The following is a 12,707-nucleotide window of genomic DNA, read 5'->3' as shown; positions in this document are numbered from 1 at the left end:
GGGGCGGGCCGGTCGGCCGCTTTCCAGCCCGGCGCCCGCCGGCCCCGGGACCAGCGACCAGCAACCGGAGGGTGAGCCAGCCGTGACGCTGCCGGCCCGGGCGCAGGAGCCCGGAACCACCACCACGATCCACTCCGACGGCGCCGGCGAGGTCCGCCGCACCGTCCTGCCCGGCGGCCTGCGCGTCATCACCGAGACGATGCCGACCGTCCGGTCCGCGGCGTTCGGCATCTGGGCGTCGGTCGGCTCCCGCGACGAGGAGCCCGCCGACGCGGGCGCCTCCCACTACCTCGAGCACGTCCTGTTCAAGGGCACGAAGCGCCGCTCCGCGCTGGAGATCTCCGCGGCGATCGACGCGGTCGGCGGCGACCTCAACGCGTTCACCGCCAAGGAGTACACCTGCTACTACGCGCGGGTGCTGGACGCCGACCTGCCGCTCGCCATCGACGTGGTGTCCGACATGGTCGCCGCGTCGGTGAACCGTCCCGAGGACGTCGAGGCCGAACGCGGCGTCATCCTCGAAGAGATCCACATGCGCGACGACGACCCGGGCGACCTCGTCCACGACGAGTTCGCCACCGCGCTGTTCGGCGACACGCCCCTCGGCCGTCCCATCCTCGGCACCGAGGAATCGATCAACGCGCTGTCGCGGGACCGCATTCACGGCTACTACCGCGACCGGTACGTCCCGCGGAACCTCGTCGTGTCGGTCGCGGGCAACGTCGACCACGACCGTGTCGTCGGGCTCGTGTCCGAGGCGTTCGCCGAACACCTCACCGGCGACGCCGCCCCGGCCGGGCCACGCCTCGACGGCCCGGCGGTGACCGCCGACCCGCGCACGGTCGTCCTCGACAAGGACACCGAGCAGGCCCACATCATCCTCGGCGGCCTCGGCGTGTCCCGCACCGACGACCGCCGCTTCGCCCTCGGCGTCCTCAACGCGGCGCTCGGCGGCGGCATGTCGTCCCGCCTCTTCCAGGAGATCCGGGAGAAGCGCGGCCTCGCCTACTCGGTGTACAGCTACACCGCCCAGTACGCCGACTCCGGGATCTTCGGCGTCTACGCGGGGTGCCAGCCGTCCAAGGCCGAGGAGGTCCTGCAGATCTGCCGCGACGAGGTCGCCCGCGCCGGCGACCTCACCGCCGAGGAGCTCGAACGCGGCAAGGGCCAGCTCCGCGGCGCCATGGTGCTCGGCCTGGAGGACACCGGCTCCCGGATGAGCCGCATCGCCAAGAGCGAGCTGGTCTACGAGTCGCTGATGCCCGTCGACGAGGTCCTCGCCCGCGTCGAGGCCGTCACCCTCGACGACGTCCGCGCCGTCGCCGCCGACGTCCTCGGCGCGCCGCAGGCCCTCACCGTCATCGGGCCCGTGGGCGACGGCTTCGGCAGTTAACCGCGGCGCCCTCGGGGTAGGGGCCTGGGGATGAAGTTCCTCATCCGAGTGGTCATCGCCGCGGTGGCGCTGTGGGCGGCGTCCGCGGCCGTGGACGGCATCGACCTGCAAGGCGACGACACCGGCGAGAAGGCGCTCACCCTCCTGGTGGTCGCGGTGGTGTTCGGCGTCATCAACGCCGTGCTGAAACCGGTCATCAAGGTGCTGGGCTGCGCCTTCTACATCCTGACCCTCGGCCTGATCGCGCTCGTCGTGAACGCCGCGCTGCTGATGCTGACGAGCTGGGTCGCCGACGAGATCGGCGTGCCCTTCCACGTCGAATGGTTCTGGCCCGCGTTCTGGGGCGCCATCATCGTCGGGCTCGTGAGCTGGGTCCTCAACCTGTTCGTCGACGACGACCGGTAGGCTCGGTCCGTCGCCGGACGGGAGGAACACGTGATCAAGGTCGGAGTGCTGGGCGCGCAGGGCCGGATGGGCGCGGAGGTGTGCCGCGCCGTGCGGGGCGCGGACGACATGGAGCTCGTCGCCACCGTCGACGTGGGGGACGCGCTCGACCCGCTCACCGCCGCCGAGGTCGTCGTCGACTTCACCCGCCCCGACGTCGTCATGGACAACCTCCGCTGGTGCGTCGAGCGGGGGCTGCACGCGGTCGTGGGCACCTCCGGCTTCGACCCGTCCCGCGTCGACACCGTGCGCTCCTGGCTGACCGACGCCTCCGCGGGCAACGTCCTCATCGCCCCGAACTTCGGGATCGGCGCCGTCCTGATGATGCACTTCGCGCAGAAGGCCGCGCCGCTGTTCGAGTCCGTCGAGATCATCGAGACGCACCACCCGAACAAGGTCGACGCCCCGAGCGGCACGGCCCACCGCACCGCCGAACTGGTCGCCGCCGCCCGCGCGGAGGCGAAGGTCGAGCCGTCTCCCGACGCGACCACGTCCGCCCTCGACGGGGCGCGCGGCGCCGACGTCGACGGCGTCCGGGTGCACGCCGTCCGCATGTCGGGCGCCATCGCGCACCAGGAGGTCGTGCTCGGCGGCCACGGCGAGCTGTTCACGATCCGCCACGACTCGATGAACCGCGAGTCGTTCATGCCCGGCGTCCTGCTCGCCGTCCGCCGCGTCCCGAACCTCGACCGGCTCACCATCGGCATCGAGTCCCTCCTCGGCCTGTGATGGAGTTCGCGGCCGAACCCTGGGACTACCTCGCCGCCTCCGACGCGATCGACATCGAGCACCCGCTCGTCCAGTCGATCGCGTCGGACCTGCGGACCGGCGACGACATCGCGTACGCGCACGCCGCGTTCGACCACGTCCGCGACCGGGTCGCCCACTCGATGGACGCCGGTGACCCGCGCGTCCCCTGGCGGGCCTCGGACGTCCTCGAGCAGGGGGTGGGCCTCTGCTACGCGAAGTCGCACGCCTACGTGGCCCTGCTGCGCGCAGGCGGCGTCCAGGCGGGCCTGTGCTACCAGACCGTCTCCGGCGTCCTGCACGGCCTCACCGCCGTCCTCGTGGACGACCGGTGGGTGCGGCTCGACCCGCGCGGCAACAACGCCGACGTCGACGTCGACTTCTCGCCCTCCGAGGACCGCCTCGCCTACCCGGACGTCCCGGTGCACCCCGTGGTCTACGCGACCCCGCACCCGACCGTCCTGGGGGCTCTGCGGGCCATGCGGACCCTCGACCCGCAAGCCCTCCCGGCCGCGCTCTGACCGCCGCCGCGGCCCCACTCCGGGGAGTCGACGCATGCGGCCGCGGTGGTGCCCGGGCGGCACCGGTGATCGTCCGAGGGGCCGGTGCTCGCCCTGGTCTCATGCGCCGAAACCGTTACTGCGGCGCGTCGGGGACGGGGAATCCGTGCTTGTGGAACAGCGCCCGCGCCGTCGAGCCGGTGAGCCAGGAGACGAACCCGTTGGCGGCGCGTTCCTGCCCGCCGCCCTCGACGACCGCCGCCGGATAGGACGTGACGACGTTCAGGTCCGCCGGGATGGGGACGCCGCTCGCCGCGACGCCCGCCGCGCGCATGTCGGTGAGGTAGACGACGCCCGCGTCGGCCTCCCCGGCGCGGACGCGGTCCAGGACGGCCCGGGCGCTGACTTCGACGCTCGTCCAGCGCACGGCCACGCCCGCGTTGCGCAGGAGCCGGGCGGTGTAGCGGCCGGAGGGGACGGAGCCGGCGCCCGCGGCGGTCCGCAGGCCGGGACGGGCGAGGTCGGCGACGCCGCGGACGCGCAGCGGGTTGCCGGGGGCGACGGCGATGGTCAGCGAGTTGTGCGCGACGGTCCGGCGGCGGCCGCCGAGGTGCGCGTCGGCGCGGTTCATGCTGGCCGCGTCCGCGGTGACGAGCACGTCCGCGGGGGACAGGTCGGACAGCCGGCCCGCCATCTCGAGGGAGCCGCCGAACACGAGGCTGACGTCGACGTCCGGGACGGCGTGCTCGTAGGCGGCCTCCATCTCGCCGAACACCTCGGTGAGCGAGGACGCGGCGTACACGGTGAGCGTCGTGCCGCCGGAGGAGCCGCCGCACGCCGCGGTGAGGGCGAGCAGGGCGAGCGGGACGCACGCGAGGGCGCCGCGCCGACGGGGGGAGTCCGGCATATGGCTTCATCCTAGAGCCGGTGGGCGTTCGCCCGGCTGATTCCGGTCTGGCGTGTCAGTGCGCGGCGCTAGTGTTTCCGCCGTAGCCGATGACCCTGACGGAGGCCCGATGTCCCTCGACCTGATGGAGCTGCTGCCCGACGACTGGCGGGCGAGGCTCGACCCGCTGCTGGACCCGCTCGCCACCGCGGCGCTGGGCGCGTTCGTCGCGGGCGAGTACGAGGAGCAGACGGTCTACCCTCCGCGCGAGGACCTGTTCAACGCGTTCCGGCGCTGCTCGTTCGAGGACGCCCGGGTGCTGATCCTCGGCCAGGACCCCTACCACGGCCCCGGCCAGGCGCACGGGCTGAGCTTCAGTGTTCGCGAGGGCGTGCGGCTGCCGCCGTCCCTGCGCAACATCTACAAGGAGCTGGCCGCCGACCTGGAGATCCCCGCCGCGACGTCCGGTGACCTGACCCGCTGGGCCGACCAGGGGGTGCTGCTGCTGAACGCGGTGCTGACGGTCCGCGCGGGCGAGGCCGGGTCGCACGCCGGGAAGGGCTGGGAGGACTTCACCGACGCCGCGATCCGGGCGCTGAACGACAAGTCCGAGCGGGTCGTGTTCGTCCTGTGGGGCGCCTACGCCCGCAAGAAGGCCCGGCTGATCACCGGCGCGCACCACACGGTGATCGAGTCGGCGCACCCGAGCCCGCTGAGCGCGAAGAAGTTCTTCGGGACCCGGCCGTTCAGCGCGGTCAACAAGGCCCTGGTGGACGCGGGCCGCAGCGAGATCGACTGGGCGCCGGCCTAGCCGTATCCCCGGGGGGGGGGTTCACCCGGGCGGGGGAGGCCGGGCGGCGGTCTCCCCTCGGCGAGGGAGGCGCGGCGGGCCCGTCCCGGCGGACGATCGTGGCATGACGGTCACAGCTCATCCGCAGGGACGCGCGGCCGCGCCGGAGGCGCCGGGACGGCTCCGGCTCGCCGTGTGCGCGGCGACGGTCGCCGCCTGCGTCCCGTATCTGACGATCAAGCTCGCGTGGCTGTCCGGCAGCACCGTGGGCTGGAACGACGCCGAGGCCGCACGGAACTCCGCGCTCTACGTCGGCAACGCGGTCACGATGGCGATGGACGCGGTCGCGGTGGCCATCGCGCTGGCGTTCACGTTCCGCTGGGGGCTGCGGCTGCCGGGATGGCTGGTGCTGGCGCCGACCTGGATCGCCGCCGGGCTGCTCGCGCCGATCGCGATCGCGGTGCCCCCGGCGGCCGTGGTCATGGCGTTCGGCGAGCCGGTGACGGAGCCCGGGACGCCGGACGCCCTGCGGGGCTGGGTGTTCGGGGTCGTCTACGCCGGCTTCACGGTGCAGGGCATCGGCCTGCTGACGGCCTTCGTGCTGTACGCGCGGGCCCGCTGGCGGGACGTCTTCGCGGCGCGCACGCGGGACATCGCCGTCGGGGCCACGCACGGTCTCCAGTTGCTTCTGGCGCGGACCGCGACGGTCTTCGCGGTCGTGTTCGCGCTGCCGAACCTCTACTGGGCGTTCGGCGGGACGGCGGGACGCCCGGACGGGCCGGTCGGCGACATGAACGTCGCCCAGCACATCCTAGCCGGGGCGGGCGCGGCGCTCGCGGTGGCGGGCGCGGGCGCGCTGCTGCTCGTCCTGCGCCGCGCGGACCGCCCCCGGCGGTTCGTCCGGCCGCTGGCCGTCGCGTGGGTCGGTTCGGCCGCGACGTTCGCGTGGCCGCTGTACTCGCTCGTCATCGTGCTGACGCAGCCGGGCGAGATGGGGCACGACATGGCGGCGGCGACGAACCTGGCGTCGCTCACGGGCGTGTTCGCCGGGCTCCTGACGGGCCTCGCGGGCGCCGCCCTGCTCACCGAGCACGCCGCGGCCGCCCGCCCCGGGCCGGCCGCCTACAGGGCCAGGCCGACCGCCAGCAGCACCCCGTAGGCGATCTGCAGCCGGCCGGTCTCGCCCAGCACCGGAATGAGGGCGGGGCCGGTCGCGCCGTTCATCACCTTCTGCGTCGGCGGGATCGACAGCGGCGCGGCGAGCAGCGCGAGCAGCGCCCACGGGTGCGGGGCGGCCAGCGCCAGCACGACCATGAACGGCAGCGCGGTGCAGGCGGCGTACAGGATCCGCGTCCACGGGCCGCCGAGGACGACCGCGAGGGTGCGCTTGCCGGACTCCCGGTCGGTCGGGATGTCGCGCAGGTTGTTGGCGACCAGCATCCCGCAGGCGAGCAGCCCGACCGGCACGGCCGCGGCCCACGCCTCCCACGGCAGTGCCTCGACCTGCACGTACACCGTCCCGACGACGGCGACGAGACCGAAGAACACGAACACCGACACCTCGCCGAGCGCCCGGTACCCGTAGGGCGTCTTGCCGCCGGTGTAGAACCAGGCCGCGAGGATCGCGACCGCGCCGACCAGCAGCAGCCACCAGGTCGTCACGGCCGCCAGCACCAGCCCGGCGACCGCGGCGAGCAGGAAGCAGCCGAGCGCCGCGGCCAGGACCTGCTTCGGCGGCGCGACCCCGGAGCCGACGAGCCGCAGCGGTCCGACCCGGTCCTCGTCGGTGCCGCGGACGCCGTCGCTGTAGTCGTTGGAGTAGTTCACGCCGATCTGGAGCACGAGCGCGACGACGGCCGCGAGCAGCGCGCGCCACCAGACGGCCTGGCCCTCGCCGACCGCGACGCCGGTGCCGACGACGACGGGGACGAGGGAGGCGGGCAGGGTGCGGGGCCGCGAACCGGCGACCCAATGGGAGAGCGTGGCCACAGTTACCGCTTGTTCTCGTCGACGACAGGGGGACTCAGGGGTTCGATTCTTCCCGATGCCGGGCGCGGCCGGGACGCAGCCGCAGCGACAGGACCAGCCCGAGGGACAGGATTCCCGCCGTGACCAGCGCGCCGTTGCGGGTCGCGGCGGCGAGGCTCGCGTCCGCGGCGCGCGCGGCGGCGTCCATGCCGGGGGTCTCGTGGAGGTCGCGCGCGTACGTCCCGGCGCTGGTGCGCAGGTCGGCGACGATCGCGTCGCGCGCCGCCGCGGGCGTCCCGGACGCCGCGAGCTCGCCGTCCATCGCGTGCCCGAGGCTCGTCGCGAACACCGTCCCGATCACCGCGATGCCGAGCGCCGCGCCGACCTGCCGGGCGGTGGACTGGGTGCCGGACGCCTGCCCGGCCGCGGCCGCCGGGACGTCCGCGAGCGACACGTTCGTCAGCTGCGCCGACGTCAGCCCGAGGCCCAGCCCGTACAGCAGCATCCAGGGCGCGAGGCCGAACCCGCCGGTGCTCGGGGAGATCGTGAGGGCGAGGCCGAGGACGGCGGCGACCTCCAGCGCCATGCCGATCTGCACCACCCGGTGCGCGCCCCGCTTGTTCGCGAGCCGTCCGGCGTACCCGCCGCTGAGGAACGCGCCCACGGCCAGCGGCAGGATCGCGACGCTGATCTGCAGCGGGTTCGTGCCGTGCACGCCCAGCAGGAACAGCGGCAGGACGAACAGGAGCCCGAGCTCGCCGACGTTGATGAGCGACGACGCGAGGTTGCCGTGCCGGAAGTTCGGGATGCGGAACAGGTCCAGGTCGAGCATGACCGGGCGTCCGGCGGCGGCGCGCGAGCGTTCCAGCACGACGAGCGCCGTCAGCAGCACGATGCCCAGCCCGAGGACGACCGGGACCGGGGACGGGCCCGTCTCCGGCCAGTCGAACCCGGCCATCGAGAACGGCCGGGTGATGCTCCACCAGCCGTAGGTCTGGCCCTCGATGAGCCCGCAGACGAGGGCGCCGAGCCCCAGCGCGGACAGCAGCCCGCCGGCCCAGTCGATCTCCCGCAGCGCGCTTCCGCGGCGCGCGGCGGCGGGACGCGGCCGTGTCTCGGGCATGAGCAGCAGCGCGCCCGCGATGAGGGCGATACCGAGCGGCAGGTTGATCCCGAACGCCCAGCGCCAGCCGCCCCCGGCCGCGACCGCGCCGCCGAGCAGCGGGCCGAGCGCCGCCATCCCGCTGATCAGCGATCCCCAGATGCCGAACGCGACCGCGCGGTCCCGGCCGGTGAACACCGCGTTCACCGTGGACAGCGTCGCGGGCATGATCATGGACGCGCCGACGCCCTGCAGGGCGCGCGCGCCGATCAGCGCCGAACCGTCCCGGGCGAGGGCCCCGCCGACGCTCGCGGCCGCGAACACGCCGACGCCGATCACGAACATCCGGCGGCGTCCGAACAGGTCGCCCGCGCGCCCGAACGGGATGAGCAGCGCCGCGAACACCAGCGAGTACACGGACGTGACCCACGCGGCGTCCGTCGTGGTCAGCCCGAGCCCCCCGACGATGTTCGGGAGCAGCACGCCGACGATCGTGGCGTCCACGACGATCAGCGAGACGCCGAGGCTCATCACCACCATGCCGAGCCAGCGTCGGTGATCGGCGGGCCGCCCCGGCGGGCCGGTGACCGGCTCGGCGACCTGCGCGGAGGCATGCGGCGGCGTCATGGAGGTGGACTTGGGCACGACCTCCAAGATATGGCCGCGGCGCCGATGGCCGTCACCGACCCCTCCCGAACGGCCTCAGTCGCCGCCGGTGATGTCGGTGTGCAGCCGGATCTGCCGGACCGGCTCGCCCATGTCGAGCGTCCGGGCCGTCCCGTCCGGCGCCCAGCCCGCCGAGCCCAGGAACGCCCGGGTCACGTCGTCGCCCTCGAACGCCCAGGTGACCAGCGTCGTGACGCCGTCCTCGCGGAGCGTGTCGACGGTGGCGGCGAGCAGCCGGCTGCCGTGCCCGGCGCGGCCGTGCAGCGGGTCGACCAGCAGCGTGATCAGCTCGGCGGCGGTGCCGGGGTCGTGGTCGGCCTCCTCGGCGGGGCCGTGCGCGGCGAACCCGACGACGAGGTCGGCGGCGACCGCGACGAGGAGCCGGTGCCGCGGGGACGGCGGCGCGGTCACGGCGTCCACCCACCGTTCCCGCCACGCGTCCCGCGCCTCCGGGGAGGTCACCCGGGCGAGGGCCGCGTCGGGCAGCAGGTCCCGGTAGGCCTGCCGCCAGGTCCGCACCTGGACGTCGGCGACGGCGGCGGCGTCGGCGCGGCGGGCCGGCCGCACGCCGACATCGGGCCCGTTGGCAGCCATGGCGTGCTGTGTCCTCTCCTCGGGTGGATCCCCGCCCACCCTAGAGCGGACCGGCCGCGGCGCGGCACGGGCCGCCGGGTTCAGCCCCCGGCGGGCGGTCCGGCGGGCGGTCCGGCGGCCGAGGCGCGGCGGCGGGCGCGGTAGGCGCGGGTCTTGGTCCGGTTGCCGCAGGTGCTCATGTTGCACCAGGCGCGCGACCGGTTCTTGGAGGTGTCGAGGAACGCCCAGAGGCACGTGTCCTCGTGGCAGACCTTGAGGCGCGGCCAGGTGCCGTCGGCGGACGCGTCGGCGATCGCCGCCGCGATCCGCGCGAGTCCGGCGGCGGCCGTCCCGGCCTCGGCGGCCGGACGCAGCACGGGGTGCGGGCCCGAGGCCAGCGTGACCCGCAGGGGGAGCGCGCCGAGGGCGTCCTCCAGTTCGGGGGGAAGGGCGGGCGCGGCGGGTTCTCCGGCCGCGCGGCGGTGGTTGCGGAGCAGGGCCGCGCGCAGCCCCTCCCGCAGGTCGATCGCCGTGCCGAGGTCGCCGTCGGACGCCGCCGTCCCCGCCGGGACCAGGTCGTGCCCGGCGAGCCAGCCGGCGAGGTCGCCGGGCGACGCGAGGCCGTCGGCGCCCGCGTCGATGTCGAGCGTGTTGACGAAGTCCCGCAGCAGCAGCGCGGGGCCCGCGTGCGCGTCGGTCATCTCCCCTCCCGCCGTCCATTCAACACCCTATCCGACGCGACACCACCTTCCGCGGATTGCCGGTTGCACTCCATCGACACCGGCGTTACGGTTTAGGTGGTGTCAATGGATGGAGGACGTCGATGAAGGCGCTGATCGACCTGGCCGGCATGGCCGCGCGTCGCGAGTGGGCGCGGCGGGAACACGCACGGTTGCAGGCGGACATCGTCGAGGCCCGGCTCGCCGCCGCCGGCGCCGGCGCCGGACCGTTCGCGCCGTTCCGCCGCTGGCTGGCGGACGGGGTGTCCGGACGGCTCGGCACGGCGGAGCGGTCCGCGCGGCGCGCGCGTCCCGCTCGTCCCGCCCATCCGGTGCACGCGGCGACGCCCGGCTGCCGCCGGGCCGCCGCCCGCTCGTTCCACGTAGCACGGACCGCAGGAGGAACCCGATGACCGAGAACCCGGCCGGCGCCGCGACGCCGAAGGTGGGCAACCTCGTCCTCGACTGCACGGACCTGGACGCCATGGCGGCGTTCTGGGGCGGGCTGCTCGGCATGAGGGAGACCTCCCGCGACGAGGACTGGCTCGACCTCGAGCCGCTCGAGGGGCACGGCCCGGTGCTGTCGTTCCAGCTCGTCCCCGAGCGCAAGACGATCAAGAACCGGATCCACCTCGACCTGAACGTCCCCGACGTCCACGCGGCGGGGGAGCGGGCGCGGCGGCTCGGCGCGTCCCCGGCGGGGGAGCCGATGGGGAGTCCCGAGGCGCCCTTCCGGGTCTGGCGCGACCCGGAAGGCAACGAGTTCTGCTTCGTGACCGTCCGCTAGCGGATCCGCCGGGCGGGACCCCCGGCCCGGGGTTCCGCCGCGGTCAGTCCTTGACGATCTGGGCGAGCAGCGTGACGACGCCCACCCCGACGCCGATGGGGATGGCGGCCTGGGGGGCGGCGGCGCAGATGCCCGCGGCGACCAGGGCGATGAGGATGATCAGCAGTGCCCGGGTGGTGATCAGCGGGCCGGGGGCGGCGGGGCCGGGCCGCTCCGGCGCGGGCAGGTCCGCCCGCGCCCGCCGGTCCACGGTGGTCCGCCTGCCGGTTCTCGCTCGCATGTCGGCTCGACCTCCATCCCCCGCATCGGGTGTGGTCACCGCATGATTCCCCGGTTGCGAACCTTGCTCGCGTCCGAGGCGGAGCGCGGGCCAAAGCATGATCGATTCATGGCCGGGAGCCGCCCCGGTCATGGGACTCGGCCGTTCCACCGGAGGTGTATGCCTGGACTGCCGGGATCCTCCGGGATCATTGCGGGATGACAGGGACCGTACGGAAAGGCCGGGCGCGGCGCGCGCTGCGCCGGGCGGGCTGGGCGGCGGCGTTCCTGCTCGGCCTGATCCTCCTCGCGCCGGTCGCGGCGTGGGCCTGGTGGCAGCCCGAGCCGAAGGCCCGGGGGACCGCCACCAACGCGCTGTGGGCGCGGCACCAGTGGGTGGGCGAGCCGCACACGGACGCCGAGTACCGGGAGTTCGCGGACCTGCTGAAGGTCAACCGCATCACGGACGTGTACTTCCACGCGGGGCCGTTCGAGGCGGACGGAACGGTACCGCCCGAGAAGTACCGGTACGCGGGCGCGCTGACGACCGCGATGGAGAAGTACGCGCCGGACGTGCGCACCCAGGCGTACCTCGGGCAGATCCGCGTGGTCGACGGCGAGGGGATCATCCAGATCGACGATCCGGGCGTCCGCGCGCGGATCCTGCGCACCGACGAGATCTTCCTCGACCTCGGGTTCGACGGCATCCACTACGACCTCGAGCCGATCTACCCCGACGACCGGGCGTTCCTCGACCTGCTCGACGCGACCCGCGAGCTCACCCGGGAGCGGGACGCGCTGCTCTCGGTCGCCCTGGAGCAGCCGACCCTCGCCGACGCCGCCCAGCCCGTCTACGACGCCCTCCTGCCGAGGAACGGCACCCTGCGCCACCCGGCCCGGCCCACCGAGGACTTCCTGCGCGACGTCGCCGGCAAGGTCGACCAGGTCGCGATCATGACCTACGACGTGTCGCTGCCGACCAGGTCGCTCGCGGGCTGGCACTTCGCGCGGCACACCACCGCCACGCTCGAGCTCATCGGCGACCGGACGACCGTGTTCATCGGCGTCCCCACCTACCGGCCCCCCGTCATGCCGTGGGCGGAGGACCTCGAGGTCGCGCTGCGCGGCGTCCGGCGCGGCATCGACCGGCTCGACCGGCCGCCGGCGCGTCCGTACGGCGTCGGCGTCTACGCCGCGTGGACGACGAGCGCGGACGAATGGGCGCTGTACCGCGCGAGTTGGCTGCCGCCGGAGACAGAGAAGGTTGGCGGATGAGAAACCCCCGGAACCACGTTCCGAAACCTCGGTTTCCCCAGGTAGAAAGGGGCGGGTACAGGCGCTCCGCCGGGGTACTTCCCGGTGCGGCGCGACCGGCCCGAGCGGCGGGCCGGACGGCGGACGGCACGAGGAAGTGGGGACGAGGCCGATGGGCATCCAGCAGACCGCGCGGCACGACGGCGACCGCCTCAGCGAGCTGTCGGCGGAGTTCACCGGGTGGCGGATCGGGCGGGGCGGGTCCGGCCACTGGTGGGCCGTCCGGGGCAACGATCTCGTCCGCACCCCGGACGTCGAGGAGCTGCGCGTCCGGCTGCGCGAGTTCGCGTCCGTCCGTCCGGCCGCCGAAGCCTGACGGACGTGCGGCGGGCGCCGTCCGGCACGGTCCCGGCATGGTCGGGATACGGCCCCGCGACGGTTCCTGCCGCGGTCGCCGCCCCGGGCCGATGTCGGCCATGGGCGTGTTATGTAACCGAGTCCGGAGAGTGGCCGGACCGACCCCGTAACCGAGGCGTCCGCGTGCCACGATGTCGATGGAGCCGCCGCCACGCGTACCCCCGAGCGCGTGGCGGCGGCTTCTCCGCGCCTCGCGGCGGGTG

The 12,707-nt window shown here is 74.4% G+C and carries 16 protein-coding genes; 10 read left to right on the top strand and 6 right to left on the bottom strand.

Annotation, left to right across the window (positions count from 1 at the left end):
- Positions 1 to 82 precede the first annotated feature (82 nt).
- The 4 genes from ACFQ11_RS05965 to ACFQ11_RS05950 are packed head-to-tail and all read left to right on the top strand — an operon-like array spanning position 83 to position 3,105.
- On the top strand, positions 83 to 1,393 hold the full coding sequence (locus ACFQ11_RS05965) for a M16 family metallopeptidase (RefSeq protein ID WP_378296830.1): 1,311 nt from the start codon (positions 83 to 85) through the stop codon (positions 1,391 to 1,393).
- A 30-nt stretch (positions 1,394 to 1,423) separates the two neighbouring features.
- A complete protein-coding gene (locus ACFQ11_RS05960; protein WP_378296829.1) occupies positions 1,424 to 1,798 on the top strand; it encodes a phage holin family protein in 375 nt (124 codons plus the stop codon).
- Between the two features lie 30 nt (positions 1,799 to 1,828).
- Positions 1,829 to 2,566, top strand: a complete 738-nt coding sequence (dapB, locus tag ACFQ11_RS05955; RefSeq protein ID WP_378296828.1) for a 4-hydroxy-tetrahydrodipicolinate reductase — start codon at positions 1,829 to 1,831, stop codon at positions 2,564 to 2,566.
- Positions 2,566 to 3,105: a transglutaminase-like domain-containing protein gene (locus ACFQ11_RS05950; RefSeq protein ID WP_378296838.1), complete on the top strand. Its 540-nt coding sequence runs from the start codon at positions 2,566 to 2,568 to the stop codon at positions 3,103 to 3,105. Before dapB ends, ACFQ11_RS05950 begins: the two co-directional genes overlap by 1 nt.
- A gap of 115 nt (positions 3,106 to 3,220) precedes the next feature.
- Here ACFQ11_RS05950 and modA read toward each other — a convergent pair whose 3' ends face one another.
- Complete coding sequence (gene modA / locus ACFQ11_RS05945; RefSeq protein WP_378296827.1) at positions 3,221 to 3,991, bottom strand: molybdate ABC transporter substrate-binding protein; 771 nt, start codon at positions 3,989 to 3,991, stop codon at positions 3,221 to 3,223.
- A 109-nt stretch (positions 3,992 to 4,100) separates the two neighbouring features.
- On the opposite strand from modA, the gene ACFQ11_RS05940 reads away from it, so the two are divergent.
- Both ACFQ11_RS05940 and ACFQ11_RS05935 read left to right on the top strand, forming a co-directional pair.
- Positions 4,101 to 4,781 carry a uracil-DNA glycosylase gene (locus ACFQ11_RS05940; RefSeq protein ID WP_378296826.1) on the top strand — a complete coding sequence of 227 codons (681 nt, stop codon included), beginning with the start codon at positions 4,101 to 4,103 and terminating at the stop codon, positions 4,779 to 4,781.
- Between the two features lie 103 nt (positions 4,782 to 4,884).
- The gene (locus ACFQ11_RS05935; RefSeq protein WP_378296825.1) at positions 4,885 to 5,919 is read left to right on the top strand and encodes a hypothetical protein; all 1,035 of its coding nucleotides are present in this window, start codon (positions 4,885 to 4,887) and stop codon (positions 5,917 to 5,919) included.
- On the opposite strand, the gene ACFQ11_RS05930 is transcribed toward ACFQ11_RS05935, so the two are convergent.
- The 4 genes from ACFQ11_RS05930 to ACFQ11_RS05915 form a co-directional block, all read right to left on the bottom strand.
- The gene (locus ACFQ11_RS05930; protein WP_378296824.1) at positions 5,883 to 6,749 is read right to left on the bottom strand and encodes a 1,4-dihydroxy-2-naphthoate polyprenyltransferase; all 867 of its coding nucleotides are present in this window, start codon (positions 6,747 to 6,749) and stop codon (positions 5,883 to 5,885) included. The two genes, ACFQ11_RS05935 and ACFQ11_RS05930, sit on opposite strands and share 37 nt — an antisense overlap.
- A gap of 34 nt (positions 6,750 to 6,783) precedes the next feature.
- Complete coding sequence (locus tag ACFQ11_RS05925; RefSeq protein WP_378296823.1) at positions 6,784 to 8,475, bottom strand: MFS transporter; 1,692 nt, start codon at positions 8,473 to 8,475, stop codon at positions 6,784 to 6,786.
- A 57-nt stretch (positions 8,476 to 8,532) separates the two neighbouring features.
- Complete coding sequence (locus ACFQ11_RS05920; RefSeq protein ID WP_378296822.1) at positions 8,533 to 9,090, bottom strand: GNAT family N-acetyltransferase; 558 nt, start codon at positions 9,088 to 9,090, stop codon at positions 8,533 to 8,535.
- Positions 9,091 to 9,170: 80 nt separating this feature from the next.
- Entirely contained in the window at positions 9,171 to 9,770 is a 600-nt protein-coding gene (locus ACFQ11_RS05915; protein ID WP_378296821.1) for a CGNR zinc finger domain-containing protein, read from the bottom strand.
- A gap of 122 nt (positions 9,771 to 9,892) precedes the next feature.
- Between ACFQ11_RS05915 and ACFQ11_RS05910 the strand changes: the two genes are divergently transcribed.
- Positions 9,893 to 10,201, top strand: a complete 309-nt coding sequence (locus ACFQ11_RS05910) for a hypothetical protein (RefSeq protein ID WP_378296819.1) — start codon at positions 9,893 to 9,895, stop codon at positions 10,199 to 10,201.
- Positions 10,198 to 10,575: a VOC family protein gene (locus ACFQ11_RS05905; protein WP_378296818.1), complete on the top strand. Its 378-nt coding sequence runs from the start codon at positions 10,198 to 10,200 to the stop codon at positions 10,573 to 10,575. Before ACFQ11_RS05910 ends, ACFQ11_RS05905 begins: the two co-directional genes overlap by 4 nt.
- 43 nt (positions 10,576 to 10,618) lie before the next feature.
- Here the strand turns inward: ACFQ11_RS05905 and ACFQ11_RS05900 are convergent, their stop codons facing one another.
- On the bottom strand, positions 10,619 to 10,855 hold the full coding sequence (locus ACFQ11_RS05900; protein ID WP_378296817.1) for a hypothetical protein: 237 nt from the start codon (positions 10,853 to 10,855) through the stop codon (positions 10,619 to 10,621).
- A 197-nt stretch (positions 10,856 to 11,052) separates the two neighbouring features.
- Here ACFQ11_RS05900 and ACFQ11_RS05895 point away from each other — a divergent pair, with 197 nt between their 5' ends.
- Together ACFQ11_RS05895 and ACFQ11_RS05890 are read left to right on the top strand one after the other, a co-directional pair.
- Entirely contained in the window at positions 11,053 to 12,108 is a 1,056-nt protein-coding gene (locus ACFQ11_RS05895; protein WP_378296815.1) for a glycoside hydrolase family 18 protein, read from the top strand.
- 151 nt (positions 12,109 to 12,259) lie between these two features.
- Positions 12,260 to 12,463, top strand: a complete 204-nt coding sequence (locus tag ACFQ11_RS05890; protein ID WP_378296814.1) for a hypothetical protein — start codon at positions 12,260 to 12,262, stop codon at positions 12,461 to 12,463.
- Positions 12,464 to 12,707 lie beyond the last annotated feature (244 nt).

It is taken from the genome of Actinomadura sediminis, assembly GCF_042675525.1.
Taxonomy (GTDB): domain Bacteria; phylum Actinomycetota; class Actinomycetes; order Streptosporangiales; family Streptosporangiaceae; genus Spirillospora; species Spirillospora sediminis.
The sequence above is the reverse complement of the archived record's forward strand: the minus strand, read 5'-3'. Positions and strand labels throughout refer to the sequence as shown.